Here is a 25,595-nt window from a genome sequence, read left to right on the forward strand (position 1 = left end):
AATAAAAAAGCCTAGCAATTAAGCTAGACTTTCTTTTGAAGATGAATGACTTATCGTTCAATTGTTATTTTTGCGTAGTAAGTTCCATCCATGTAGAGTTGAACTTCAATAGTATTTGAATTCAAAAGTTTATAGAGACTACCAAGAGTTGTCTTAGGACCGTCTGGTTTTTCTTTCATTTGAAGATCCTTACCAGTCTTATTGGTAATCGCTACACTACCGGACATTGTTTGCATTTCAATTCCAGGTACGATTTCTACCTTAGGATCTTTCTGAACGTAGTGACCAGTATAAAGTGGACCTGATACTACTGGTTCTTCTTCGATAGGTTCCTCAACATCTTCTTCAACTGGTTCTTCAACTGTGTCTTCTTCAAGAACTTGATTCAATTCAGATTCAGTCATTGGTTCTGCTGTCACTTGATTGCTGTCAATAACTTCTTGCAATTCTGCTGATAATTCGTTCGCAAGATGAATTTCATTTTCAAGAGCTGTAATTCTCTCGCCCGCATCTTGTAACTGAGTTTCATATTCAGCAATTTGAGCATTAGCTTCATCCAATTCTTCTTGAAGTTGGTTGATTCGTTCTTCATCAAGATTCTTCTGTTCAAGTTGAGCAAGAAGGTCATCACGCAATGCTTTCAGTTCATTGATCTTTGAAACGAGCTTAGCTTCATTTTTACCGAAGATGTTGATTTTGTTGGCATAATCAGAAATTGTTTGCTTTGCTTGATTCAAAGTATCAACTCCATTGAAGTAAACCATACTTCCAAGCACCAAGCCTCCAGATAAAGTTAATGCACCGAAAATTTTTGTTGTTGTATTCATTTTTATATTCCTCCGATTGTTTGAATTTAGATGGGGGAGCAGTTTAGGGACTTAACCCCATCACTTGGTCCATTCAATCGGTATTAAACGAGTTTCACGTAACTGTTGATTACTTCTAATCGTTGAGAATTGTTCTTAGCAGACAATACTTCTCGATTGTAATTTCTTGCTGTTTCATATGAAGCAAGACTTTCCAGTATGAAGCTTACTTCAAAAACAAGATTCTCAAATGTGTATCCGAATAATTCAGATTTCGGAACTTGAACTTTATTTTGGCTCATGGTATACTTCCTTTACAGTAGATTTTTGTTTGTCTGAACAGTTGCGTCAACAACTGTCCAGACCTTAACGACTTTTTCCAATTTGTCGTTATACAGATTTGAGTTGAGGGTTACCGTTGCTGCGGTAGCTCTCTTTCCGTTCTGAGACTAAATCTTGCTCTTGATAACTTAGAGCTGAATTGATTTTCTGAAGCTTTCTTACATTCAATTCAAGACTCAACATTGATTTGAGCAAGATGTTCTCATGCTTTTCTTTTGTACTTTCGGATGATGTTTCAGAAAGTATCAAGTAAGCACGTTTCATCTCATTGATCTCCGAGAAAGAACTTTCCAGAATACTCTGAAATTTCTCGCTAAAGCTTTTGTCATGCATGTTTTTCAACTCCTTTCTATTAAATTTTGAGAGTTGGTATATTTAACTCTCTATTATCATTATAACATGAAAACATGTGTTCGTACACTAAAAGTTTACAAGTTTACCAATTTTTTGACATATTTTAAGAGACTGTTCGAGGCTAAAAAAATAAGGTAGCAGCACCCATTTCAGAGTACTGCTTATTGTTTTTCTTCTTGTTTCATTTCCATATACATGTCTTTAGCTTTCTGACTTGCTTCAGCCACTGATGCAGCTGTAACTGAAATAAGCTTTCCTGAGATTAAAAAGTTATAGTTACGTATCATTTAAAGACTCCCTTCAGCTTCCATGACCATCTTCAATAGCTTCTTGTTGTTTGTTTGTATAGCTTTCTTCTTCATCAAAGCACAGTACTTACTATGAGGAAGAATTTCATCAACTCCTGCATCAATAGCAAACAAGATGTAGACCATCGGATTAAGCAGTTCTGGATTCTTCATCATAAGTTCTAAAGCTTCTTTTTGACTTACTTTCTTTGCCATTCCAATCAGTTCTCGTTCTTTTTTAAACATTATTCAGCACCTTCTAGTAGCAGCTTTATGATTGATTCATCATCGTCATCAAACTTGATATTCGAAATGTCATTGCTGACAGTTTCAATAAGTTCTCTTCTGCTTGTAGGGTCAAGTTGAAGACTTCTAAGTTGATTGTTCAAAGTATTGATCAGCGTATTTCGTTGTTGAAGCATTGGATTCGGAATGACTTTGACTGCTCCTTCTCTTGTAACAAGTTCTTGAGTCATACCAGTTCTAGCAATAATCTTTTCTGCTTCATTTAGTAGATTGAAAGTATTAGCAATTGATACCAAACTAAATTTATCGATTCCAATTAAATGTGTAGCTCCAATATTCTCCAGTTCTTTAATAAGAATTTTGTACATGATTTCATTCTGTAGAAAAAATCCTTTTGGAACTTCTGACAAGTCTGTCTGAGGCAGATTCTTCTTAAATTCTTCTGCTTGCTCTTGTTTCTTCTTAGCACGAGTTATATTGCTATCATTATGAGTCCCCATAATCTTCTTGTTCATAGACTTCCCCTCTTTCTTTGTAACGACATCAACCAACTCAAACGGTCAGCTCTAAAAAACCTCTCCTCCCCCCGTTATTTTAGAGAAGTTAACTTTTTTTGTTTTCGGAGTAGGCGATACTTACTTACTAAACATACTTTCTCATATACTCATAACTCACTTCTTTAATCCCAATACTTCTAAGACTTAGGTTCACTCGATCTAACAGCTTCATTCTATTCATCTTCCTACCAGTTCTATCTAACTCTTGTAAGCAATGATTAGTTAGTACTCTGGCAACAGTGAATCTGAATTCATCTTCATTCATACAATCCTTTACCATTAGTAAGTGATGTAGTTTACCCTTCATTATGCATCCCTCCGATTATCAATTACTAAAGGAAGTAGAGACTACCCCACTTCCCTTCAATACTGTTATTCATCTTCTACTATATTCAATGCTCCAGAGCCTTGTAATGAGATGGAGTACGTCACAAGATCATCATAAGGAAATTCAAGACTAAAATCAGTTATAGTACAATTGCCTTCGTATTTTTTTCCGCTAGGCATCTCTAGATATACATCCACATTTTCTGAATTCAAGTATGCTGTTTCAAGAATTTTATATGCTTCATCAGATTCAACGAAAGCGCCATCAGCATCAATAGAGAACTCTTTAAATCCTTGAATTGATTCCTTCCAAAATCCTGCAGTATCCTTGCTTGTGGCATCGATTGATTCTGCGCTCCGATTGAGCGTGGCGTTCCTTTGACCAGCTAATAACTTTCCTGTTACTGCGTCCTTAATATACAATTTAACCTTCATACCTGAGATTTTTGGCATCGGCTATATCATCCTTTTCATTTGTTATTTTGAAATAAAAAAGAAGCCAGAAAAAAATTCTGACCTCTTAAAAAGCTTGTGAAGAATCTCACATAGGGCGGTATAGTTAAGCAATTATTCCTTTGCAAATCGCATCGTAGTTCGTTACTGCTCCATCTGCAAACATGTCTCCAGCAAATAAAACTGAACCTCGAAGAACATGAGTAGTATCATTTTGTACTGTATTTATTTCAAATGGCTTCTTGATTCCGATTGTGTAAGAATCTGCAATGCTACCAAAGATAACTGGAACTTGTCCGATTGCAGAACCATCTTCTAGAGCATCTGTAACTTCAATTGGAAAGCCAAACAAAGTAGGAACAATTTTTCCATCAATGACAACATTCCTTACAACGTACTGACCTGCGTCATCTTTGAGTTCTGCTACTTTATCAAAGAAGGCTTTGCTCATGTAGAAAGCAGAATTCTTTAAAACTGATGCATTTACATTCATTGTAAGTTTACGAAGCTGTTCAACTTTTAAAGCTAGCGAGATATTGGAAGCGCTAACATTTTCATCAAAAGCAATTCCTTTGAATTCTTCTTCATATTGTCCTGCAAGAATTGATTTTTCAAGAGCTTTAGCTGTTCGACGAGTCATTACCTCTTTACAATACTCTTTAAGGTTTACCCCTGAATCATACATTAGCTTTTTAGACATATTCATTGATACGCCAAGTCTCTTTTTCTTCATTTCTACAAATGAAGCAGTAGGAATATCAACATCCCTAACGTTCTTACCTTCACCAACAAATTCAGCATCTCCGAATGCTGTTTCTTGTGGAATTTTCATAGAATCGCCTTCAAATGGAATTTTTCTAGCAAGAGCATAAACATTCGATTCATGTTCAAGTCCCTTAGCAATTTCACCAATTCCAGTTGATGGAATTCCATCTTCTGCTTTTTGTAAGACACGCGTTTCTTCATTCATAGTATCTTCCTCCATTTTTTCTTTTTCAGCTCGAAGTTCTTCAAGCTTCTTCTTCTCTTTATCAACTAAATTTCTATAAGCAGAATTTTCGGAATCAAGTTTTAGCATCCGTTCTGCCACATCAACAGTTTTTATTTGCTGAAGAATTTCTTTATGGATGTTTCTTTCCTCTTTTTCTTCTTCAACATGAATCTCTGGTTGATCAATAATTTCAATTGAACGAGCTGCAATCGTACTTTGAGAATAGGCAGGATTCTTTACTACTGAGACTTCAAATAATTCAAGGTCTTCGATAGTTCGTTCATATAAATCAGATGAAATTTTCTTCCAAGAATCTTTGATTGTTCTGAAGCCAAATGACATGTTCTTATATAAACCAGCTTTTATAAGTTCGTAAGCATCTTTCCCCCATGAAGTTGGAGTAATTGTAGCTTCCATATATAGTCCTTCTGAATCTTCAGTAAGCTTCAAAGAACCATTTCGTGTTGAAGAAAGAATTCTTTTACTGTCATGTTCTGCTAAGAAGTCAATCTCCTTCTGAGTTCTAATTGCTCGAGAGAAAGCTCCTTTAGCAATCTTTTCTTTGAAGCGTTTTGTTGCTCCAAGAATTTCTGATAATTGTTCAGTCTTATTTACATAGCCCGAGACTACCAACGAACCATCTTCATTCGTTTCAAACTTTGCATTTGAAGTTCTGAGTTCCATCTTTTTCATTTAGTCATTCTCCTTTTCTAAATCTTTGAAATACTCAACTGAATATTGTTCGAGCATTTCTTTAGTAACGTAATTTCCACTGCATGTTCGATCTTCGATTGTTAGAAGAACATTTCCATTTGAATCTTCCAACTTATAAGTTCGATCATTTTTTATCCATTTTGCTTCAGACATTTTTTCAGCTCCTAAAAACAGCAAAAATAAAAAAGACGTCCAATTAAGGACGCCAAACCAGAAAGGAAATTCATTTTATGAAGAGCAGCTGAAGCTGCTAAAATTTGTAAGAATCGGAGGAACTGACCTGGACATAATCAGTTCCACCTTTCATCCCATCTACCGTATAAGAAAAGTTAAGCTGCGAACCAGACAGCTTAACCAAAAATTTTTAAATTTGGGATAAGAACTGATTAGAAGTTGAATCGTAGTGGATAAAGCTAGGAAACAAATCTAATCAGTTCTCAAAAGATATGGAACTTCGAGCTGACTTCGAAGTTTTGAGATTAGAGTCCTTGAAAAAACTAATCTCTACGAGACATTATTATTCTAAGGAGGAGAATAAAATGAAATAGCAGGGGTGAAAGCATTGGAAACACCCCTGTTAATATAAATATATAGATGTAGAAGAATTTGTACGTAAAAGTTGTTCATTTGGACAACTTTTTATCCCTCTAATATAATTATATGAAAGCTAGTAGTTACTAGACACTTTAGTACGATTTTCTTTCATTTTCTTCCATTTTTCTTTTATTCTTTTAACTTCTTCACTATCTTCACGAGATTCAAATTTTACTTCCGTATAATGAATTTTTTTCGCTTTCTCTTTTTGAGGAAGTACGCAGCAAGAACCTCTTGTAATCTTCTTGATATTTGATAGACCTCGTTTGCTCTTTTTGACTCGATATTCTTCTCCGAATGCATGTCGAATTTTAGATCACCGCCTGCTCGACTTCTTCCATTTTATTTCTGAAATATGAGTAATCTTCAAATGGAAGAATATCTTCTGATTTATAATCTAACCAATTCATAGTTCTTTCAGAATAAATGATGAGATTAGATACATCGATAAAGCACCTTCGATTTTTATTGCAGTATGAAATAAGTTCTTTTTCAAGCTGTCTAATTTGTTGAACTCGTTTCATTTGCTTCTTTTCAATTTCAAGTTTTTCTTCGTTAGTTAGTCGTGCCATGATTACGCCCTCCGATTTTCTTTTTAAGTTCTGATACTTCTCGAAGCTTACAAATGTAGTAATGCCTCAGAATTGGCTTTCCTCTGCGGAAGGAATTATTTGCAGATTGTCTACTTACTCCGATTGATTTAGCAGCAGTTTCTTGAGAATCATGAGTGCTTAGAATTTTAAAGCTTGGGTCAAGAACAACCCACTGTCTATTTAATTTGTGAATTTCTTTTTTGATGTATCTTCGATCAATTTCTTTTTGAGAAAGCATCAAGTGATCAAAAGCTCCATTTTCCCAAGCATGCTTTAAGTTATCTGATTTGCTGATGATTTCTAAGTTTTCTACTTCATTATTAAACTTGTTCAAGTCTTTATGATTAACAGTCATTCCTTCTGGAATTGGTCCAATCCAAGCCTCAGCAACAAGCAGATGAGTATAGTATCCATGAGTAAAAAGATAACGATTATCTTCATGTCCACCATTAAAAGAGAAATCTTTTATATCATCAAGAGTTTTAATAAGTTTGTTCCTGGTCTTTATGATATTATTTCTTGCTCCTACCACTTTGTCTCCAAGAACCTGAAGATTTCCTTTATTGCTGACATTAAATAAAATGTCATCTTTCTCTAGTAGTTTCCATTTCTCCATTTTGATTCCTCCATTTGATTTGTATAATTCTATTATTTCTGTCTTTTGAAAAACGTAAATCAAATTTACAAAATAGTTTGGAGAAATTTTATTTGCTTACGTAAAAAAACGTAGTGAAACGGAGTTTTTTTTACGTAATAAATATATTTAATTATTTATTATTTAATTATTTAGTGTATCAGTTTGGAGCGTTTGGACCCTTTTTGAAATATCAAAATGGAGCGTATGGAGCCATTTTGTACAGATGAAAAAAGGAACTAAAATTTAGCTCCTTTTCATCGAATTTCATAGTCTTTTAGAATTTCATATTCTGTTGTTCTTTCTTTCAAGTTATTTCCTTTGTCAGTTATTTTAATCCAGTTCTTTTCTTCAAGTGAATTGATGGCATTCGTCAAAGAGTTCAGGTTTTTCACACCACTGTAATGGGCAATATTTGAACGTCCAATTCGAAGTCGTTTCAAGTTTTTCTGTTTGTAAATATTCGAGTTTTTTATGAATCCGAATAGAACCAAGAATACTCGTATTTCGTTTGTTTCAAGTTCAAGAAGTTCATCAATTTCAAGTTCATACAAGAATGAGAAATTAACCAGGTCATACGGAAACTGAACAACGAATCTTTCATTAGCAGAAAAATCAGCTGGAATAAAATCAACTACTAGATGATTTTCCATACATTCATCAATCATCTTGTAAACTGTTGATCTTGCAACTTTTCTAGTTACTCCACTTGTTTCAGCAAGTTGCTTAATTGTAAATGAAGAACGACGATTTCCATTCATTAATTTTATCATTCCTAAGACAACCTTACTGTCATAATTCCTGAGTAAAGATTTTCCATAATAGAATTTGTAATCATCGATATATGATGGTTTCTGTTCCATTCTACACCCTCCATCTGATTTATTTATTATCATTATTTCTGTCTTTTCAAAAACGTAAATCAAACAGAGTAAATTCTTTTATAATAAAATATGGAATTTATAATATATTTTGAGGTCACTAGAAGGCCATACAGAGCTATTCCGGACTCATGAATAATAATGACCATTCGAAGGAAATTGAAAGGTCTTAGAGCTAATCAGAGGACTTTGTGGAATTGACTGTTTTTAAAATTTGGTCATGTATTCTTCATTATTTTTGACAAAATCCAGTCTGTTGAGTTACTCATCATCTGGACTTAAAATAAATGAAAATAAGCTTTTTGACCTTCGGAATGGTTATAACCGCAACACTTTGAAAAGTTCAAAATTGACCATTTTCGTGTATTTCCCTCAAGAAAAAAGACCGAGCAAATTATGCCCGATCTAACTCAAATACGATTCCATTTATTTCAATCTTGCTGCTCAAAGGATTTGCCATTCTTTCTAATACTTCATTGATCTCTCGTTGAACTTCTTCAGCATAAGTATAAAAGTCAACATCCCCGAAAATTTCTGCAACATACAAGAATTCTTCTTTAGTTGAAAGTAAGTTTATCAAGTTCATTTCTTCTACCCCCAATTTGTTTGAAGGTATTATAGGTTCTTAATAAAGAATGTAAACCAAAAATCAAAAGTTTTTAGTAATCTTCATCAATTTCTGATTTGTTACCTGGTCGAGTAGTATAGTATTCGTCATAAAGCATGTTCAGCAGATTCCATTTTTCTTCAGCTTCAAGGTTCTTAATAATTTCGAATACTTCATTTGCTTTCATTATTCATCCTCCTTAGTATGGTAGTTCATTTTCTTCAGACAGCCAATCATAGAACGGAAGATCATTTCGAGCTTTCTTTAGAAACTGTTCGATTGGTTTTATCTTACCATGCTTCACATTATGCCTGTACAATGCATTCTCAAGAGCTGTTCTGAAGTATGCTCCAAAGTTCTTAACATCAGGATTTTGTTCGATTTCTTGCAATACTAAAAAACAGACCTTTTTGCTAAGTCCTTTGCTCATGTATTCTAAGATTAATTTGTCAATTGTTTCATGATTCTTGTTAACAAAATTATTCTTTGAATCTTTGTTAAATTCTTTGTTAAATACTTTGTTAAATACTTTGTTTTGTGTATCAGTCGGAGTAACAAACGATGTATCATACGGTGATTCAGACGGTGTATCATTTTCAATTTCTTCTGTCTCAATTGGCTCTACGATGAAAATATTTGCTGCTTGTTCTCCGTTCTTTCGCTTTGCTGCATTTACAGTTATAAGTCCTAAACTCTCAAGCCTCTGAAAGAATCTTTGAACAGTAATTCTTGCAACGGGTTCTTTGAACCTTCTCTCGAACATTTCTCTGAATGATTTGTTAGAAACTGAAAATACTCCTTCTGCTTTTTCAGCCAAGTCTGCTGCAAGCCACATCATTTGTTGTTGCTTACCTTTCGGTATCCAAAGCTCTGATAATTTTTCGATAAACTTTTGCTTATTATACTTTCCTTTGCTGTACTTTATAAGTTCTTCTGGTTTTGCTGTTAATAATGCTTCCATTTCTCTCTTCTCCTTTTGACATAGAAGAAGAAGCCTGCTAAAATGAATATAACAGAATTTTCTTCTTCTTTCTGTATTGAGTCAGTTTTGGGGCCGAATCCAATAAGCTGGCTCTTTATTATTTATTATACCATATTCAGAATATTCCGTACACTTCTTTAGTCCATGAAGGTAATGTCAATTTCTATATGATCTTTATTTCTGTAATAATCGATACGTTCAATAACATTACGTAGAATTCTGTTTTGTTCTTCAATTGGTTTTTCTTGAAGTTGAGACAAATCATCAAGAAGTTGTTCAATTCTTTCTGTATCACTTTCTATCGTCCGTTGAAGAATTATTGTTTCAATATCTGAAACACGCTGCCTTAGAGCTTCAATTTCTGATTCAAACTGCTTGTCTCTTTTACTAAAAACTACTTCATTGATTGTTCCGTTTAGTAGAACATCAAGAAGTTTGTCTTTTTGTTTTTGCTTGTCCAATATATTTTTTTCTACTATCTTCTTTTCTTTCTGTAGAAGTTCAATACTTCCATCTGATTTCCCTTGATTAAGCTCTTCCAGTTTTTGTCGAATAATATGAGTTCGTTTCTCAACTTGTTCGTAGATAGTTGGCATAATTAAATGAATGCTACTACCACCATTTGGGCATCTTTCATCTCCAATAAAATGTCTGCATTTATTGATGTTGATGTACTTGCTTCTATTCTTACTATTGCCACGACTTATAAGCATCTTTCTTCCACATAATTTGCAATAGATCAATTTATCAACTGGAGACAGAACTTTTGAAATTCGTTCTTGGAATCCTTTCCTTTTTTCAGTTTCTTCTTGAACTTTGAAGAATTCTTCATAAGAAATAATTGCTGGATGGGCATTTTTAACTACTACTGTTTCATCGAACTTCTTACTTTCAAAAATTACTTCTCCTAGATATGCTCGATTTCTAAGCATTTTTGAGATTGTTTTATCATGAAAGACATGTCCATCACGAGTTCGTATTCCTTCGTTGTACAGAATTCGATATATTTGAGTTATCGAATGACCTTTTAAAATTAGCTTAAACATTCTACGAACAATAGCAGCTTCTTCTTCAACAATTTCAAGTTTCATATCAGGTCCTTTTGAATAGCCAAATGGCGGTGCATTAACAAATTTTCCCTCTCTAGCTGATTGAATACGCCCAAGATGCATTTTTTTTGAAGTTTCACGATATGCCATCTGATTGAACGTTCCTTTGAAGATACTCATCATCTCGTTCATTTGATTTGAAGGGTCAATTATGTCATTGTCTAAGACAGCATGGATAATGACTCCATTTTCTGTTAAAATATCAAATAGCTCTAGCTGTTGCTTCAAACTACGAGTTAGTCTTGAAAGTTCCATGACTACAATAATTTGATACTTTCCAGTATTTATTAGATTGAGCAGTTTTTGATAGCCTTCTCTTTCTTCATCAACTGAACTTCCAATCTCTTCAAGATAGTCATAATCGAAGTTGTTTTTCTTGCAGTAAGCAATCATTTCATTTTTATTCTTTTGCAGTTCTTCTTCTGTTCCTCTCGACTTCCTGTTGTAGATTATAGCTTTCATGCTGTTCTTCCTCCTTATGAAGCTACTATCGAATTAACCGGCCCCTTACTCATATACGACCACCACGTGTAAGCACCTTCTTGGTTTGGATAAAAATGACGATAAGAATCAATAAAACCACTTTCAAGTAAGGTTGTAAACTTTCCTCTCTCCTCAAAGGTAAAACCTGAATTACCGACATTAGATTTTGGATTTCGTAAGTCAATCTCTTTATGGGCGACATTCAAATCACCGCAAAGGATTATAGGTTTAATCTTGTCCAGCTCTCTTAAATAAAGGAGCATTCTATCTTCCCATGATAGACGATAATCGAGCCTAGCTAAATCTCTTTGTGCATTAGGTGTATAAACATTTATTAAAAAGAAATCTTCGTATTCTAATGTAATGATTCTTCCTTCTGGTTCTTCCTCCTCTTCTCCTAACCCATATGAAACATTTAAAGGTAATATTTTGGAGAAAACCGCTGTACCCGAATACCCTTTTTTCTGTGCATAATTCCAGTACTGGTGATAGCCTTCTAGTTCCAGTTCGATTTGTCCTGCCTGCAGTTTCGTTTCCTGAAGACAAAAAATATCTGCATCTACCTCTTGAAAATAATCTAAAAATCCTTTTTTTACACAAGCTCTTATCCCATTTACATTCCAAGATACAAGTTTCATTTACTGTTTGTCCCTTCATTTCCTGTATAAAATTGAATCCATGATTGGTTCGTATCCAATTTCCATATAGATTTTATTCGATGTTGGATTATCTAAATCGGTATATAAGCTTGTTGTTTTATAGCCTTTATCTAACATTAATTGTGAAAGTGCGGAAACGCAGCTAGAAGCGAATCCTTTTTTCCTGTTTTCTAACGGAGTAAAAACTAAGCTTATACAAATATTAGTCCGAGTTGGACGACTTATACACGCCATCGTCACAATCCTTCCGTCTGTTTCCCAAGCGTACATTCTTTCATTTTTAATAATGGCTATTGCTTTTTCTTCCGATTCTTCCAAACTTATTTTCTCATCTGCTTCTTCACAGAACAAATATACCCATTGTTTTACGACTGAAAGATCCTCCATCGTTACGAGACGGAGTTTTCCATTTGTATCTGCTTCTTTTTTCACTTTCGTTAATTCATATATTCTTTGATTCATTTGGACAAAGAAATTTGATTTATCGATAATATTGACAGCTTTATCCGTAAAATCTCTTTCTCCTATCAAACCTGGAATATTTTCAACTTGATCACGAATAAGCTTGGCAATCTCAACAGCTTCTTCATCAGACATTTCGGGTGGTCTTGATATAATAATTTGCTTCGGATGTGTTTGCAACAACACAATCAACATTTCCTCATCCCGTGTAATTGTGGCCATCAAGTAAATAGTTGATTCCTCAGTTAATGAACCGAGAATGCCAATAGGTAGATTATTCTCAACTTCATGTTTATAGAGATGCGGCAAAACATCTGATTTGAACTCCTCATAATCATCGTATTTTCTCAATTTTAACATTTAAACAGCTCCTTCTTATATTAATTAGGCTTTTAGCAATATCCTTATGTGGGATAGGCAAATAAGGCTGCAATTCATTCCATGCATGTTCATTTTCCTCGTCTCCTGTCGAACCAAAGAAAAGCTGTGACCCATAATCGGAGATTTCTTGTAATGCCCATCGATATAAATAAAACTTAAAAACTTCTATATGAAATTCGACATCATGATGATGTTTTACATATTCTAATAGGAACGGTTGAAAAAAATCGTTATCTGTAAAAGAAAAAACATCTCTTTCTACAGGACCATATGCCAGCCAACCAAAGTCAATTAAGTGCAAAAACCCTTTTTCATCACGAATAATGTTGGCAGTGTTTGGATCTCCGTGAGTAATCGAATATTTTAATGGTAAAGCTTGTAAATGATTCTGTATTATTTTCATCTGATTTAAAGTTACACGAAGATCTTCTTGTTCTTTTGCAAATAATTCCTTTGCTTGCTGTCTATATGTATGAGCAGCATTATCATTTTCTTCTATAGTATGTAAAATCGCTAGTATGTTTTTTTCAAAAGGATTAGCAAATTGTTCTTGTGACAAGCCATCTATTTTATGAATATCAATACGATGAAAATCAGCCATCATCTTAGCGATTTTGACAGTGTCGGCCAACGTAATTTTGTCTTCGTAAATAGATTTCCCTTTAATATAAGGAAATATCGATACTTGATATGGCCCAAAATGAACAACGACATCACCAGATTTTGATAGAATTGGTGGCAGCAAATATGTTTTCTTTTCATGAAAATGTAAATAATGAATTGCCGAAAGTGCTGTAGAAAGATCCATTTCCGTTTTAATTGCTTTTACAAAATACTGTTCTCCAGTTTTAGTTTCAAGAGAATAACAATATCCCTCTTCACCTTTTGGAATAAATTCAATTTTTACTCCTTCTCCAATACTATATGATTGATTGATAAAAGCTAATAAATCGGATCTATGTATCGTACTATTATCTACTTTCACCTTTCCTCCTCCTATACAAAAAACTTATGGGCCTAGGTGGTCCATAAGTTTCTTTAGTTCCAGTCGTAAGGTGTTTCTTGATATACATAATAATTAAGCCAATTCGAAAATAATAAATGGCTATGTGATCGCCACGTATTGATAGGTGGTTTTGTATGGTCATCATTTGGAAAATAATTTTCCGGCGGTTGAATATCGATTCCTTTATTAATATCACGTTTATACTCTTCCGCTAAAGTAGTAGTATCATATTCCAAGTGACCTGTTATCATAATATTCTTTTCATCTTTTGATAAAATGATAAAAGGTCCTGCTTCGCCTTCGGAGAGTAGTGATAATTCTGGATGAGTTCTAATTTGCTCACTTTGAACGCTTGTATTTCGTGAGTGCGGAGCAAAAAATACATCATCAAATCCCCTAAATAATTTTACAGTCGACTCAGGGATACTATGCTGATAAATTCCAGAACATTTTTCAGATAACTCATATTTATCAATGCCATAATGATAAAATAAAGCAGCCTGTGCTCCCCAACAAATGTGCATCGTGGAAGTGACATGTTCTTTAGTCCACTCCATAATTTGTTTCAATTCTTCCCAATACGTCACATCTTCAAATGGCAAATGTTCGATCGGTGCCCCAGTAATGATCATCCCATCAAAATATTTCGTTTTAATAGTAGAAAATGTCGTATAAAACTGATCGAGATGGGACTTGCTTACTGTTTTTGATTGATGTGTCTCCATATGAAGAAATGAAACATTCACTTGCAGAGGCGTGTTCCCAAGCAAGCGCAATAATTGTACCTCTGTCTTCTGTTTTTCAGGCATTAAATTTAAGATTAGAATATTCAAAGGGCGAATGTCTTGAGTTGTTGCTCGCTCCTCATCCATTACGAAGATTTTCTCTTTTTCCAATATTTCTCTTGCCGGCATTCTAGGTGGTATATTAATCGGCAACCTTAACTCCCCCTTGCTAATAATGCGCAAGCGCCTTGTTCATCGACGTACAGGCCCACAGGATGTGGGTCCGTCGACGTTGCCACAGGACGTGGCGATTTTAGTCGACGTTCTTCTTCCGGCCTTCGACTGAGATAAAGGAACCACGATAAGCCATGAAAAGCGGAAGGCGCCCGATCAGCCCCGACAAGCAAATGTTCTGAGGCAAAAAAGTCGCTCTTTGACTTTATTGACTCAGGTTATTTGACCTCGAGGGGATGGCGCCTGCAGCTGGACCTGCAAGGCGAATCTGGCTTCCATATCGTACGGAGAAGGACAGGAAGTTTGCTAGGCGATAGGCGCTGTAGCTGGAATAACAAAAAAGCTAATAAAATCAATTATAAAGTTGATTGAGAATTTCATCAATAGCGACTTGAGTGAAAACTTTATTCAAATTTATTCTGATAAAATATAATCCGATTATAAAATGGATCCCCAACTGTAATCTCAAGCGTATTCCATGGTGTCTCTTCAAGTCCTGGTCTTGTGTACTTATAATTTTTCGATAGCAGCTTTTCGTGTAGTGTTTTTATATTGTTAACGGCAATACGAATTGAGCTTCCAGGTGCCGCATCACCATAATGTTCCGATAAATGAATAATGCATTTTCCCGAAGATATTTGCATATATAGAGGTGTATTTTCCTCAAAGTTATGCTTCCAATCTACTTTAAATTCTAAGAAATCCACATAAAATTCCAATGCTTTTTTTTCATCGAAGATTCTTAAAATTGGTATTGGCTCGTACATCGTAATTTCATTTGAATTCATTTTACAACCTCCCTTGTTGATTTCATCATAGTCCAAAACTATATTTTTTACGATGAAATAGTCCTGTTTTATTGAAAATAATGGTAATAATTTGTCTCTGCCATAATGAATATGGTATATATAAAGCAAGTTCATCTGAAAGGGGAATTCTATTGAATAATTGGAAACTGCTTTTTACGATCTTTCTTTCGCTAATTATTTTTAATACCGCGTGTAGTAAAGAAACTTCGGTTATACTTAAGGATCCAAAAAAAGATGAACAAATTAGTAATAAGCAAGATTCTGTTAATAAGTATACTAGTTTGGCAGACAAAAAAAATAAAGAAAATAGCCATAAAAAAATTCAACTTACAACGTATGCTGATGTGGTAGGTGCGGCTCTTTCAGAACCCTTATACGATTCGTTACAAATTAAAAAAGAGCTTACTATTTCGGGGAGCATTGAGAAATTTGAAAGTTTAAAAGGAAGTTATGCCTGGATAAAAATGAAGTATCTTGATGCGGAGGAAACTTTTGAATATTATGCCCCTATAAAGTATGGTAAGTTTTCGCAGTTAATACACTTTTTTAACGGGAAAGGAACCTATTCTGTTCAAATACTACTGCCAAGTACGGAAAAAGAAAATTATTATTCCGAGTTAACTGCATTTGAGGTAACTAATACAGATGAAGATGTTGTTCGCGATGTCACATATACCCCATTTGGCTTGGATGCAGGATTACATATTGCCGAACCAATTGCGGGTCTTATCGAGGGAAGCGAATTAATAAATGTGTCTGGCAAAGTTTCCGAACACTCAGTCATGATTCAAATCGAAAAGGAAGAGAATTCATGGCAGCATATTATTCCAGTCACGAATGGCAGCTTTTCGTTTGATCTTCCTCTATTCTTTGGACAAGGTGTCCATGATGTTCACGTTCTTCTTCCTGACAAGAATTTAGAAAATCGCTATCAGTATGGAAGTACGTTCAAAGTTGTTAATACATCGACTAAAAATATGAAACCCATTGAATACCACCGTGGATATGAGGAAAAAGGTATTGTTCTTGAATCTCCGAAATTCGGAGGTAATGATATCGATTTAATGTTGCCCATTAAGGGATCGATTGATCCAAATGCTGCTGATGCAGATAAGTTAACACATTTATATATAAAAACAAAAAAAGACACGGATGAAGCACTTGATGTTGTGCCAATTCATCATTATCGCTTTGACGAATCTATTTATTTACGATTTGGTCCTGGCGAATATGAAATAACGATTAATGTGCCTGAGATAAACCCGAGTAACAAATCATATTTTAGCTTTTCTTCGATTGCAGCGTTGTCAGTGAACAATATAGCGAAAGAAGATAAACGTGATTTATTGCCATCACGTGGCATTCAATCTGATGCGCCTGAAATCATTGCCCTTGCACATCAAATAACAAAGAATGCTGGCAATGACAAACAAAAAGCGAAAGCGATCTATGAATATGTAGCCAAAAATGTTTCCTACGATGTTGAAAAATATAAAAATAGTGAATTTGAATGGGACGATAACGCTTTAAAAACATTATCTACTAAAAAAGGAGTTTGCCAGGATTATGTTTACTTAGCTGTCGCGCTTTTAAGGGCAAGTGACATAGAAGCAAGATTTATTGCTGGTGACGCAGGAACTGGTGTAAGTAAAGAAAATCACGCTTGGATAGAAGCAAAAGTAGAAGGAAAATGGTTAATCATGGATCCGACTTGGGGTTCAGGATACTTAGAAGGCGACCGTTTCGTTGCAAAATACACCGATAAATACTTTGATCCAAATGAAGCTGAATTTAGTCAAACGCATGTCCGGGAAAAAGTTGAATATTGAAGTCTTGCAAATAAAAAAAGCCTGGCATTTCTATTAAAATGCCAGGCTTTTGTTCTCTAATATCAGGATCCTACTTCCTGCTTCAATTGACTATTGAACAAGCTATAGTAAAACCCTCTATTTTTCAATAATGATTCGTGATTCCCTTTTTCAATCAGTTGTCCATTGTCTAAGACCAAAATTTGGTCCGCGTTTTGGATTGTGTTTAGTCGATGGGCAATAACTACACTCGTCCGCCCTTTCATTAAACGATATAAGGCTTCTTGAATTTTCATTTCGGTAATTGTGTCAATATTGCTTGTAGCTTCATCAAGTATAAGAAGCGAAGGATCGGACAGCATTGCTCTTGCTATCGATAAAAGCTGGCGCTGCCCTTGACTTATTCCACTTCCATCCTGCTTCAAAATGGTATCGTATTGGTTTGGGAGTTTCATTATAAATGAATGTGCATTTGCCATTTTCGCAGCTGTTTCTACTTCAATATCACTGGCATCCAATTTACCATAACGAATATTTTCACGAATCGTTCCTTGAAATAAGTAAGAATCTTGAAGAACGAATCCCATTTGACTGCGTAGGCTTTTTCGCTTAATGTATGCAGTATCATGGCCATCTATTAATATTTGACCTTCATCCGGTTCATAAAAACGAGCAAGCAAATTAATAATAGTCGTTTTACCTGCTCCGGTAGGTCCGACCAACGCTATCGTTTCACCAGGTTTTGCATGGAAACTTACGTTATTAATCGTTTGATCTTCTTCTCCATACGAGAATGAAACATTTTTAAATTCAACTTCACCGACGACATCTTGTAGTGGCTTACTCGCAGTAAGATCTTTCTCTTCTTCTTCATCTAATATTTCAAATACCCTTTCTGCACCTGCCACAGCTGATAAAAGCGTGTTAAATTGATTAGCTAAATCATTTAACGGACGTGTGAACTGGCGAGAGTATTCCGTGAACACAATAATGGTACCAATCGTGATATGGCCTTTTACGGCAAGCCATCCTCCTGCTCCAGCAATGATGGCAAAACTTAAGTTATTTAACATATTCATCAACTTTGGAATAAATCCGGAATAAGTTTGTGCCCAATAACCAGCTTTTCTTAATCTTTCATTTTTCTCCATAAAATCATCAATCATATTTTGCTCTTGAGAAAAGGTTTTAACAATTGTTTGTCCAGATATTGTTTCTTGAATGAACCCGTTCAGATCCCCTAAATGTTTTTGCTGTTCCTTAAACAATCGACCAGTACGATTCGTAATCCATTTCATTCCATAAAACATAAGTGGGATGATTATCATAGAAATTAGGGTCAATAATGGGCTAAGAATGAGCATAACCGTAACAGTTCCCACAAGTGTCAGAACGCTTGAAAATATTTGTATCACTGAACTATTCAACGTTTGACTCACATTATCTATGTCATTTGTCACTCGACTCATTAGCTCGCCATGCTGTCTTTTATCAAAAAATTTTATTGGAAGACTATGAAGTTGACTAAATAACTGACTTCTCATAGTAAAAACGGTCCTCTGACCAATTCCAATCATCCAATAGTTTTGAAGAAAACTTGATAAAGAAAAGCAAAAATAGACTGCCCCAATGACAATTAGAATAACAAAAAGCATATTTCCACTATGTTTTGCAATATAGTTATCTACTGTATTCCCGATTAAATAAGGTCCTAATAAACCTAACCCAGAGCTGAGAAAAACCATAAATAACACGAGAAATAACTGGCTTCGATAAAAGTCCAAATACTTCCATATTCTTATTAAAGTGGACTTCCAATTTTTCACCTTTGATGATTGTTTATTATTGGACATCCGCGAACCCCTCCTTCGCAAATTGGGAATGATAAATATCCCGATACAATGCAGAGGAACTCATTAAGCTTTCATGATCTCCACTAGCTATTAATTTACCATCATCAAGCAATAAGATTTGGTCAGCTTCTTTTGCGGTACTGATTTTTTGCGTAATGATAAATGTCGTACAATCGTATTTGCGTAAAGAGGACAACAATTTTGCCTCCGTCTTTAAATCGAGAGCACTCGTACTATCATCTAAAAAGAGAAGTTTAGGCTTTCTAATAAGTGCACGGGCAATGGATATTCTTTGTTTTTGTCCTCCGGATAAATTTACACCTTTTTGGCCGATTCTAGTATCATACATATCTGGCAGCCTTTGAATGGTTTCATGAATTTGAGCATCTTTTGTACTTTTGATAATATCTTCCATTGTGGCCCCTTCTTTTCCCCAGCCAATATTGTTTTTTACAGAACCAGTAAAGAGGATGGATTCTTGTGGGACAAAACCAATTTGCTTCCGCAACGCATTAAGATCCATATTTTTGATATCGATGCCGTCTATTTTGATCATGCCGCTTGTTACATCATATAATCTTGGAACAAGTTGAAATAACGCTGATTTTCCAGATCCCGTTGCCCCCATAATGGCAATCGTTTCCCCAGCATTAGCCGTAAAAGAAATATCGGATAATACATACGTATCGGTACTCGGATACTGGAAACTAACATGATTAAATTCTACTTTTCCAAAGCCAATGTAATCTTTTGAACCTTTAGTTGTATTCTCAAAATCTACCGAGGTCGCAAGAACTTCAGATACACGTTCAGAAGATGCTTTTCCTCTAGAAAAAGCCATAATAATCCAAGAAAGCATTGAAAGCGCCATCGTAATACGGAAGCCATAATTTATGATGGCTACTACTTCCCCAACATTTACTTTGTTTTGCTGAACCTCAATCGCACCAACCCAAAGAATAAATAATATTCCAATGTTCATAACAAATAAAAGAAGTGGCCCAATCAATTCAACAAGCCGCAATGCTTTGACGGTTTGATCCCGTAATTGTTCATTCGCGTTTTGAAATCGCTTTTCTTCAAATTTCTTACGAATAAATGCCTTTATCAATCTCATCCCTGTTAAATTTTCTTGCATTACATTATTTACTTTATCTAATTTCTCTTGTACAAATCGAAAAAGTCTCCCGCTTTTATTCATCATCCATATTAATAAGATAACCAAGATTGGGATTGGAAGTACAAGAAATAAAGCAAGTTTTACGTTAACAAACAGTGCCATCGTTGCTCCGCCGATTACTAATAGCGGTGCCCTTAATGCAATTCTCAAACTCATAAAGACAGTATTTTGAACTTGAGTAATATCATTTGTTAATCGAGTAATAAGTGATGATGATTGAAAGCGCGCCAAATTATGAAATGAAAACGATTGAATTTTTTTAAATAGTGCTGCTCTAAGATCGAATCCAAACCCTTGGCTTGCGTAAGAGGAGAAAAAAGAATTTGTAATGCCCGCTAAAAAACTTAGCATGGACATACCTACCATGACTCCTCCCCACTTCATTACTACTCCTAAATCTTTTTTTAGAATACCATCATCAATAATTTTAGCCATAAACATCGGATGCCAAAGTTCTACAATAAGTTCTGTTAGCATAAGCATCCACGCAATTGTCATAGTAAGTCGATATGGCTTTAAATATGGCAAAACTTTTCCCATGGTTATATACCCCCACCCAAAACAAAAAACATTTAGCAACCCGTAATTAATTATAATCATAAATGACAAAATTATAAATGTCATGTAAATCGTTTTAATATTTTGAATTTGAAAGTTTATTCTTAAGGATCAATATCATCTATACCAGTAATTTGAAGTAATTCAGATACTGTGACTAATTCATAACCATCATCAATTAGTTTAGGTATAATCTTCTTTAGTGCCTTTACTGTTTGTGATCGTTCTCCTCCTGCATCATGAAATAGGACAATGTCACCTGGCCTATAATTGGATAAAACCTTTTTTAAAATTTACCTTGCACTAATTCCTTTCCAATCTTCGGTATCTTGACGCCAAGACCACATAATAACCCGGTAACCTTCTCCTACTGCTGTATTGATAATCTGGTCATTATAATTGCCGCCTATTAGTCGGAAAAATGTAGTTCTAGCCCCAGTAATGTTTATCATCTGTTTTTTTCATTTCCATTCTCATCTCGTCTATCGTGTTATTATTTCTTTTATAGTGGCTAAATGTATGATTCGCTATTTCATGACCTTCACGTTATTGTCTATGAATGATATCAGCTCTCCAATGACAAAAAAGTTGTTTTGCATCATATTTTCTAAGTGTACATCTAATATTTGGGGAGTATATTTTGAAGATGTTAAAGTTATCACTTTCTTATTAGTGAGTACTTCCCAAATAACATCTCCGGTTTTTTCAAAGTAGTATCTATCATGTTCTCTTGCAAATGCAGGAGGAATGAGCATAAAAAAACATAATATTATTAATCCTTTAGTTATCATATTAGATACCCATTAACTAAACCCCTGAATTAGAAAGCTGTCTCAAATGAAAAAAGTTCAAATTGAGACAGCTCTATTTTCTAATTACTCTTACACTACTGCGTTTTATTTTGATTGTTTGCACAATCTGAAGTATTTTGTTGACTACTCATATTGGCCATAGTATTTCCTTGAGCTTTTTGTTGAGTCCCTGACGTTTTATTTTGTTGAGCTGTATTTGTTGCTGCATTTTGTTGAGAACCGTTGGATGCGTTCATATTAGTGAGTTCTTGCGAAAACTCGGTAAGTGGGTTTGTTGCGCCAGCAAGTACATTTTGGATCCCCGTATTTTGGAACTTTTTCATGAAGTTTTGAATTGGAGTCATGAGCTTTCCGTTTTTGTATTTACGAAGACCATACATAGCAGCACTTAAACCAACAGTAGTCAATATGGGCACCCACATTCTATTTGCCTTTTTTGCTGTATTTTTATTTAAAGGAAAAATGGGATTTTTATTCACGGACAAGGCTCCTTTTTTTTCGTTTCATTGTCCTTAAAGTGGACAATATTATTGTTTGTAGTTAATAAACCTTTATGACTACCAACATTTTCATGACTAACACAAATTACATGCTGCATGGTATGATATAAGCATACAGAGTATTAGAAAGAGGCGTTGTATGATGGAAAAGAATTTACATATTGCTACCTTTGCGGGAGGATGCTTTTGGTGTATGGTAAAACCATTTGACCAGTGGGATGGAATCGAAAGTGTTATTTCAGGTTATATGGGGGGCCATTTAGAAAATCCGACATATGAAGATGTAAAAACGGGAGAATCCGGCCATTATGAGGTCGTTCAAATCACATATGATCCTTCAATTTTTTCATATGAAAAATTATTGGAGATTTTTTGGCAACAAATTGATCCGACTGATGAGGGAGGTCAGTTCCACGATCGCGGTTCGTCTTATCGCAGCGCTATATTTTATCACGATGACGAACAAAAAGAGGCTGCTGAATTATCAAAATTAGAGCTTGCTTCTAGCGGCAAATTTCAAAAACCGATCGTAACTGAAATATTGCCGGCACAAACTTTTTATAAAGCGGAAGAATATCACCAAGATTATTATAAGAAAAATAAAGCTGAATACTTAGAGGATCGACAAAAATCAGGCAGAGATGAATTTATTAAAAAACATTGGTAATAAAAAACGGCGAAGAAAATGTCATGTTTTCTTCACCGTTTTTCACATTATAAACTTAATCCTCCATTAATATGCAGCTCTGTACCTGTTACTTGCTTAGATTCATCAGATAACAAATATACAACACCATAAGCCATATCCTCTTCTGTTTGCATTTCCCCAGTAGGGATAACACTTTCTGCCCATTTTTTTAATTCTTCCTCACTTGTTCCCATACTTTCATGCAACTCAATCTCACCTTCGGATGCAACCCATCCGACAGTAACCCAATTAGATCTTATTTTATGCTTAGCATAATGCGAAGCAATACTTTTATTTAACGTACGCATCGCTCCTTTGGAACATGAATAGGCAACTAAATTTTCCATTCCACTATAGGCATTTGTTGACCCGATTTGTACGATCGAACCTCCACCAGTCTTAAGCATTTCTTTAATCGCATATTTTGAACAAAAAAATGGACCTTTAATATTTACATCAAAAATATTGTCAAATAACTGCTCTGTCGTTTCTAGAATAGTCCCCCTTGGAAAAATTCCGGCATTGTTTACGAGACCATCAATCCTGCCAAAATACGCAATCGATTGTTCAATTAATTCGCGACATCCTGTTTCGGTAGATATATCGCTTTGTATAAAAATTGCATCTGTTCCATATTTTTGTATAATATTTTCTGCGACCTTTAATCCCGCATCCTTATTTCTCCCATTGACAACAATTTTTGCACCTTCTTTTGCACAAATATATGCTATCCCTTTCCCGATTCCTTTCGTTGCACCCGTAATAACAATCACTTTTCCATTTAGACGCTCACTCATTTTCATCCCACTTCCTTTTTGCAGCTTTTTAAAATTACCTTACTAATTTTATTAGTACGACATTGAATTAGGAGTTTCCTCTAATTTTTTAAAAGCTTTATTCTTTTGTGCTGTGGGAGCTAGATGTTTTAATTGTGAAAATGTCATTTAGGTTATATTAATAATGTTTTTTAATGACTATTGTCTAGTTTGACGGTAGGTGACCTTTACCTGGATTGGTTCGTTGACGAAGGTCTCCAATATACAAATTGGTTACCTTTAACACGATTGGTTCTATGATCAAGGGCACCAATATGCGGATTGGTTACCTTCAACACGATTGTTTCCATGATGAAGGGCACTAATAAGGAGATTGCTTACCTTTACCTTGATTATTTCCACGACGAAGGGCTCCCATATACAGATTGGTTACCTTCAACTCAATTTTTTCAGTAGTGAAGGGTTCTAATACACAAATATCCCTTATTTTACGTGAGCTTCCATTTCTTGATTTTCACCATAATAAAAAAGTGCTACGCCCAACAGCGTAGCACTTAAAAAATTCAAAAGCTTATTCACTTTCTAGCTGAGTATACCTTAGGAGGTCGTGTAATCAATACTATTTGGATCAATTCTTTTAAGCGGTCTTTCTGCTGGTCCTTCGATGACTTCCCCTTCTACTGAGAATCTTGAGCCGTGACATGGGCAATCCCAAGTTTGATCAGCGCTATTCCAGTTTATTTCACATCCCATATGGGTACACGTTGTATCCACTACGAATAATTCTCCATCTTTTGTTTTATAAGCTCCAGCACGGCCGCCTTTAATGGATACAACCGCTCCTTCGCCTTCTTTTATATCCTTTAGTTCTTTATCGGGACTGTCTAATTTTCCACTGATTAGGTTTGCAGCTACGTTTACATTTTCTTTTACTATCGTTTTGATTCCAGGATCTGCTTTGAATCTTGATGGCGAATAAAGTTCTTCGTATCTATTTTTCTTACCAATTAATATATCCCTCATAAGCTGGGCTGCTACCATGCTTGTTGTCATTCCCCATTTTCGAAAGCCTGTAGCTACGAGCACACGTTTATCACCTTCATTATTGCAACCAATAAACGGAATCCTATCCTCCGTTACGAGATCTTGAGCAGACCAACGATATAATATTTCTTTTGCTCCGAATTCTTCCTTTGCAAATTTCTCCAATGCTTCGTAGTGCTTTTTTTCGGGCTCGCCTTGTCCCGTTTTATGACCATCTCCGCTAAATAATAATAAATCTTCTCCGTCAATTGTTACTGACCGGATGGATCTTTTCGGCTTTTCCGCATTAATGTACATTCCGCCTGGGAACGTTTTTTCTGGCTTTGCTGCAACCACGTATGACCTTTCAGGATGGAGGCGTGCAAAATAACCGCGATTATCATGAAAAGGAAAATGCGATGCTGAAATCACGTGGTTTGCAGTTACTTTAGCTCCATTTCTTAAATGAATTATTGGCTTATCACCTATATCCAGATGAGTTGCCACTGATTGTTCGTAAATTTCAGCCCCGCTTTCTTTTATATAATTAACGAGATGTGACAAATAATGGAGTGGATGGAATTGAGCTTGGTTTTTCATTACAACAGCTCCTTTAATATTTCCATCCAGTGAAATATTGTCTAAATATTCACAATCAATTCCTAAACGTTTGTAAGCGTCATACTCCTTTTTAAGGCTTTGTACTTTATCATTGGAGTTTGTATATACATAGGCATCTTCTTTTTTAAAATCACAATCAATTCCATGCAAATTAATAATTTCGGCAATTTGTTCAGCAGCTTCTTTGTTTGCCTCATAATAAAGCCGAGCATTATCCTCTCCAAAATGTTGAATAAACTCATCATAGATCAAACTATGTTGTGCCGTAATTTTAGCCGTAGTATGCCCCGTTGTTCCATTTAATATGGTGCTTGCTTCAATAACAGCTACATGAAAACCTTCTTTAATTAGTAAGTAAGCAGTTGTGATTCCAGTAATTCCACCGCCAACGATTGCAATATCAACATTAATATCATTTTCAAGCGCCTGAAATGACGGAAGTTTTGTTGAATCAATCCAATAAGATGAAAGCCTTTCCTCTCCATTATTTGGCATGGTCATGTAACGGTCCCTCCCTTTTTATTATCTACTACTTGATAT

The 25,595-nt window shown here is 35.0% G+C and carries 32 protein-coding genes; 2 read left to right on the forward strand and 30 right to left on the reverse strand.

What is annotated here, in order from left to right; all coding sequences use genetic code 11:
• Nucleotides 1-50: 50 nt before the first annotated feature.
• The 22 genes from KHA97_RS04590 to KHA97_RS04685 all read right to left on the reverse strand — a co-directional run bounded on the left by KHA97_RS04590 (nt 51) and on the right by KHA97_RS04685 (nt 15,215).
• The gene (locus tag KHA97_RS04590) at nt 51-827 is read right to left on the reverse strand and encodes a hypothetical protein (RefSeq protein WP_213123538.1); all 777 of its coding nucleotides are present in this window, start codon (nt 825-827) and stop codon (nt 51-53) included.
• 83 nt (nt 828-910) lie between these two features.
• The gene (locus tag KHA97_RS04595; protein WP_213123539.1) at nt 911-1,108 is read right to left on the reverse strand and encodes a hypothetical protein; all 198 of its coding nucleotides are present in this window, start codon (nt 1,106-1,108) and stop codon (nt 911-913) included.
• Nucleotides 1,109-1,196: 88 nt separating this feature from the next.
• The gene (locus KHA97_RS04600) at nt 1,197-1,481 is read right to left on the reverse strand and encodes a hypothetical protein (protein WP_213123540.1); all 285 of its coding nucleotides are present in this window, start codon (nt 1,479-1,481) and stop codon (nt 1,197-1,199) included.
• Between the two features lie 182 nt (nt 1,482-1,663).
• Nucleotides 1,664-1,789, reverse strand: coding sequence for a hypothetical protein (locus KHA97_RS24245; protein WP_267912406.1), 126 nt, complete (start codon nt 1,787-1,789; stop codon nt 1,664-1,666).
• Nucleotides 1,790-2,035, reverse strand: a complete 246-nt coding sequence (locus tag KHA97_RS04605) for a hypothetical protein (protein ID WP_213123541.1) — start codon at nt 2,033-2,035, stop codon at nt 1,790-1,792. It abuts the gene before it with no gap.
• Nucleotides 2,035-2,550, reverse strand: coding sequence for a P27 family phage terminase small subunit (locus KHA97_RS04610; protein ID WP_213123542.1), 516 nt, complete (start codon nt 2,548-2,550; stop codon nt 2,035-2,037). Before KHA97_RS04610 ends, KHA97_RS04605 begins: the two co-directional genes overlap by 1 nt.
• 127 nt (nt 2,551-2,677) lie before the next feature.
• Nucleotides 2,678-2,899 (reverse strand): hypothetical protein, encoded by a 222-nt coding sequence (locus KHA97_RS04615; protein WP_213123543.1) that lies wholly within the window; start codon nt 2,897-2,899, stop codon nt 2,678-2,680.
• Between the two features lie 65 nt (nt 2,900-2,964).
• On the reverse strand, nt 2,965-3,372 hold the full coding sequence (locus tag KHA97_RS04620; RefSeq protein WP_213123544.1) for a phage major tail protein, TP901-1 family: 408 nt from the start codon (nt 3,370-3,372) through the stop codon (nt 2,965-2,967).
• Nucleotides 3,373-3,478: 106 nt separating this feature from the next.
• A complete protein-coding gene (locus KHA97_RS04625; RefSeq protein ID WP_213123545.1) occupies nt 3,479-5,056 on the reverse strand; it encodes a phage major capsid protein in 1,578 nt (525 codons plus the stop codon).
• Nucleotides 5,057-5,230 (reverse strand): hypothetical protein, encoded by a 174-nt coding sequence (locus KHA97_RS04630; protein WP_213123546.1) that lies wholly within the window; start codon nt 5,228-5,230, stop codon nt 5,057-5,059.
• A 752-nt stretch (nt 5,231-5,982) separates the two neighbouring features.
• Nucleotides 5,983-6,243 (reverse strand): hypothetical protein, encoded by a 261-nt coding sequence (locus KHA97_RS04635; protein WP_213123547.1) that lies wholly within the window; start codon nt 6,241-6,243, stop codon nt 5,983-5,985.
• On the reverse strand, nt 6,227-6,880 hold the full coding sequence (locus KHA97_RS04640; protein ID WP_213123548.1) for an HNH endonuclease signature motif containing protein: 654 nt from the start codon (nt 6,878-6,880) through the stop codon (nt 6,227-6,229). The genes KHA97_RS04635 and KHA97_RS04640 overlap by 17 nt, the downstream gene beginning before the upstream one ends.
• Before the next feature lie 275 nt (nt 6,881-7,155).
• The gene (locus KHA97_RS04645; RefSeq protein ID WP_213123549.1) at nt 7,156-7,761 is read right to left on the reverse strand and encodes a hypothetical protein; all 606 of its coding nucleotides are present in this window, start codon (nt 7,759-7,761) and stop codon (nt 7,156-7,158) included.
• Nucleotides 7,762-8,173: 412 nt separating this feature from the next.
• On the reverse strand, nt 8,174-8,365 hold the full coding sequence (locus KHA97_RS04650; RefSeq protein ID WP_213123550.1) for a hypothetical protein: 192 nt from the start codon (nt 8,363-8,365) through the stop codon (nt 8,174-8,176).
• Nucleotides 8,366-8,438: 73 nt separating this feature from the next.
• A complete protein-coding gene (locus tag KHA97_RS24250; RefSeq protein ID WP_267912407.1) occupies nt 8,439-8,573 on the reverse strand; it encodes a hypothetical protein in 135 nt (44 codons plus the stop codon).
• A gap of 12 nt (nt 8,574-8,585) precedes the next feature.
• Nucleotides 8,586-9,347: a hypothetical protein gene (locus KHA97_RS04655; RefSeq protein ID WP_213123551.1), complete on the reverse strand. Its 762-nt coding sequence runs from the start codon at nt 9,345-9,347 to the stop codon at nt 8,586-8,588.
• Between the two features lie 158 nt (nt 9,348-9,505).
• Nucleotides 9,506-10,939: a recombinase family protein gene (locus KHA97_RS04660; protein WP_213123552.1), complete on the reverse strand. Its 1,434-nt coding sequence runs from the start codon at nt 10,937-10,939 to the stop codon at nt 9,506-9,508.
• Between the two features lie 14 nt (nt 10,940-10,953).
• Nucleotides 10,954-11,598 (reverse strand): exodeoxyribonuclease III, encoded by a 645-nt coding sequence (locus KHA97_RS04665; protein ID WP_213123553.1) that lies wholly within the window; start codon nt 11,596-11,598, stop codon nt 10,954-10,956.
• A 15-nt stretch (nt 11,599-11,613) separates the two neighbouring features.
• Complete coding sequence (locus tag KHA97_RS04670; RefSeq protein WP_213123554.1) at nt 11,614-12,441, reverse strand: GNAT family N-acetyltransferase; 828 nt, start codon at nt 12,439-12,441, stop codon at nt 11,614-11,616.
• The gene (locus KHA97_RS04675) at nt 12,416-13,447 is read right to left on the reverse strand and encodes a phosphotransferase enzyme family protein (protein ID WP_213123555.1); all 1,032 of its coding nucleotides are present in this window, start codon (nt 13,445-13,447) and stop codon (nt 12,416-12,418) included. The genes KHA97_RS04670 and KHA97_RS04675 overlap by 26 nt, the downstream gene beginning before the upstream one ends.
• A gap of 53 nt (nt 13,448-13,500) precedes the next feature.
• Nucleotides 13,501-14,406 carry a homoserine O-acetyltransferase MetA gene (metA, locus tag KHA97_RS04680; protein WP_213123556.1) on the reverse strand — a complete coding sequence of 302 codons (906 nt, stop codon included), beginning with the start codon at nt 14,404-14,406 and terminating at the stop codon, nt 13,501-13,503.
• Between the two features lie 425 nt (nt 14,407-14,831).
• Nucleotides 14,832-15,215, reverse strand: coding sequence for a glyoxalase superfamily protein (locus KHA97_RS04685; protein ID WP_233713294.1), 384 nt, complete (start codon nt 15,213-15,215; stop codon nt 14,832-14,834).
• Between the two features lie 152 nt (nt 15,216-15,367).
• On the opposite strand from KHA97_RS04685, the gene KHA97_RS04690 reads away from it, so the two are divergent.
• Nucleotides 15,368-17,065, forward strand: coding sequence for a transglutaminase domain-containing protein (locus KHA97_RS04690; RefSeq protein WP_213123557.1), 1,698 nt, complete (start codon nt 15,368-15,370; stop codon nt 17,063-17,065).
• A 62-nt stretch (nt 17,066-17,127) separates the two neighbouring features.
• Here the strand turns inward: KHA97_RS04690 and KHA97_RS04695 are convergent, their stop codons facing one another.
• The 6 genes from KHA97_RS04695 to KHA97_RS04710 all read right to left on the reverse strand — a co-directional run bounded on the left by KHA97_RS04695 (nt 17,128) and on the right by KHA97_RS04710 (nt 21,926).
• Complete coding sequence (locus KHA97_RS04695) at nt 17,128-18,897, reverse strand: ABC transporter ATP-binding protein (protein ID WP_213123558.1); 1,770 nt, start codon at nt 18,895-18,897, stop codon at nt 17,128-17,130.
• The gene (locus KHA97_RS04700; protein ID WP_213123559.1) at nt 18,887-20,617 is read right to left on the reverse strand and encodes an ABC transporter ATP-binding protein; all 1,731 of its coding nucleotides are present in this window, start codon (nt 20,615-20,617) and stop codon (nt 18,887-18,889) included. The genes KHA97_RS04695 and KHA97_RS04700 overlap by 11 nt, the downstream gene beginning before the upstream one ends.
• 311 nt (nt 20,618-20,928) lie before the next feature.
• Nucleotides 20,929-21,087 (reverse strand): polysaccharide deacetylase family protein, encoded by a 159-nt coding sequence (locus KHA97_RS23855; RefSeq protein WP_233713295.1) that lies wholly within the window; start codon nt 21,085-21,087, stop codon nt 20,929-20,931.
• Nucleotides 21,065-21,166, reverse strand: a complete 102-nt coding sequence (locus KHA97_RS24385) for a hypothetical protein (RefSeq protein WP_325167428.1) — start codon at nt 21,164-21,166, stop codon at nt 21,065-21,067. The genes KHA97_RS23855 and KHA97_RS24385 overlap by 23 nt, the downstream gene beginning before the upstream one ends.
• A complete protein-coding gene (locus tag KHA97_RS23860; protein WP_233713296.1) occupies nt 21,163-21,426 on the reverse strand; it encodes a polysaccharide deacetylase family protein in 264 nt (87 codons plus the stop codon). Before KHA97_RS23860 ends, KHA97_RS24385 begins: the two co-directional genes overlap by 4 nt.
• Before the next feature lie 95 nt (nt 21,427-21,521).
• Nucleotides 21,522-21,926 carry a hypothetical protein gene (locus tag KHA97_RS04710; RefSeq protein ID WP_213123560.1) on the reverse strand — a complete coding sequence of 135 codons (405 nt, stop codon included), beginning with the start codon at nt 21,924-21,926 and terminating at the stop codon, nt 21,522-21,524.
• 163 nt (nt 21,927-22,089) lie between these two features.
• Between KHA97_RS04710 and msrA the strand changes: the two genes are divergently transcribed.
• Nucleotides 22,090-22,614, forward strand: coding sequence for a peptide-methionine (S)-S-oxide reductase MsrA (msrA, locus tag KHA97_RS04715; RefSeq protein ID WP_213123561.1), 525 nt, complete (start codon nt 22,090-22,092; stop codon nt 22,612-22,614).
• Between the two features lie 47 nt (nt 22,615-22,661).
• On the opposite strand, the gene KHA97_RS04720 is transcribed toward msrA, so the two are convergent.
• Together KHA97_RS04720 and KHA97_RS04725 are read right to left on the reverse strand one after the other, a co-directional pair.
• Complete coding sequence (locus tag KHA97_RS04720; RefSeq protein WP_213123562.1) at nt 22,662-23,432, reverse strand: SDR family NAD(P)-dependent oxidoreductase; 771 nt, start codon at nt 23,430-23,432, stop codon at nt 22,662-22,664.
• A 576-nt stretch (nt 23,433-24,008) separates the two neighbouring features.
• Nucleotides 24,009-25,556: an FAD-dependent oxidoreductase gene (locus tag KHA97_RS04725; protein WP_407657987.1), complete on the reverse strand. Its 1,548-nt coding sequence runs from the start codon at nt 25,554-25,556 to the stop codon at nt 24,009-24,011.
• Nucleotides 25,557-25,595: the final 39 nt, after the last annotated feature.

Origin of the sequence: Lederbergia citri (assembly GCF_018343625.1) — a bacterium.
Lineage (GTDB): Bacteria > Bacillota > Bacilli > Bacillales > Bacillaceae_C > Lederbergia > Lederbergia citri.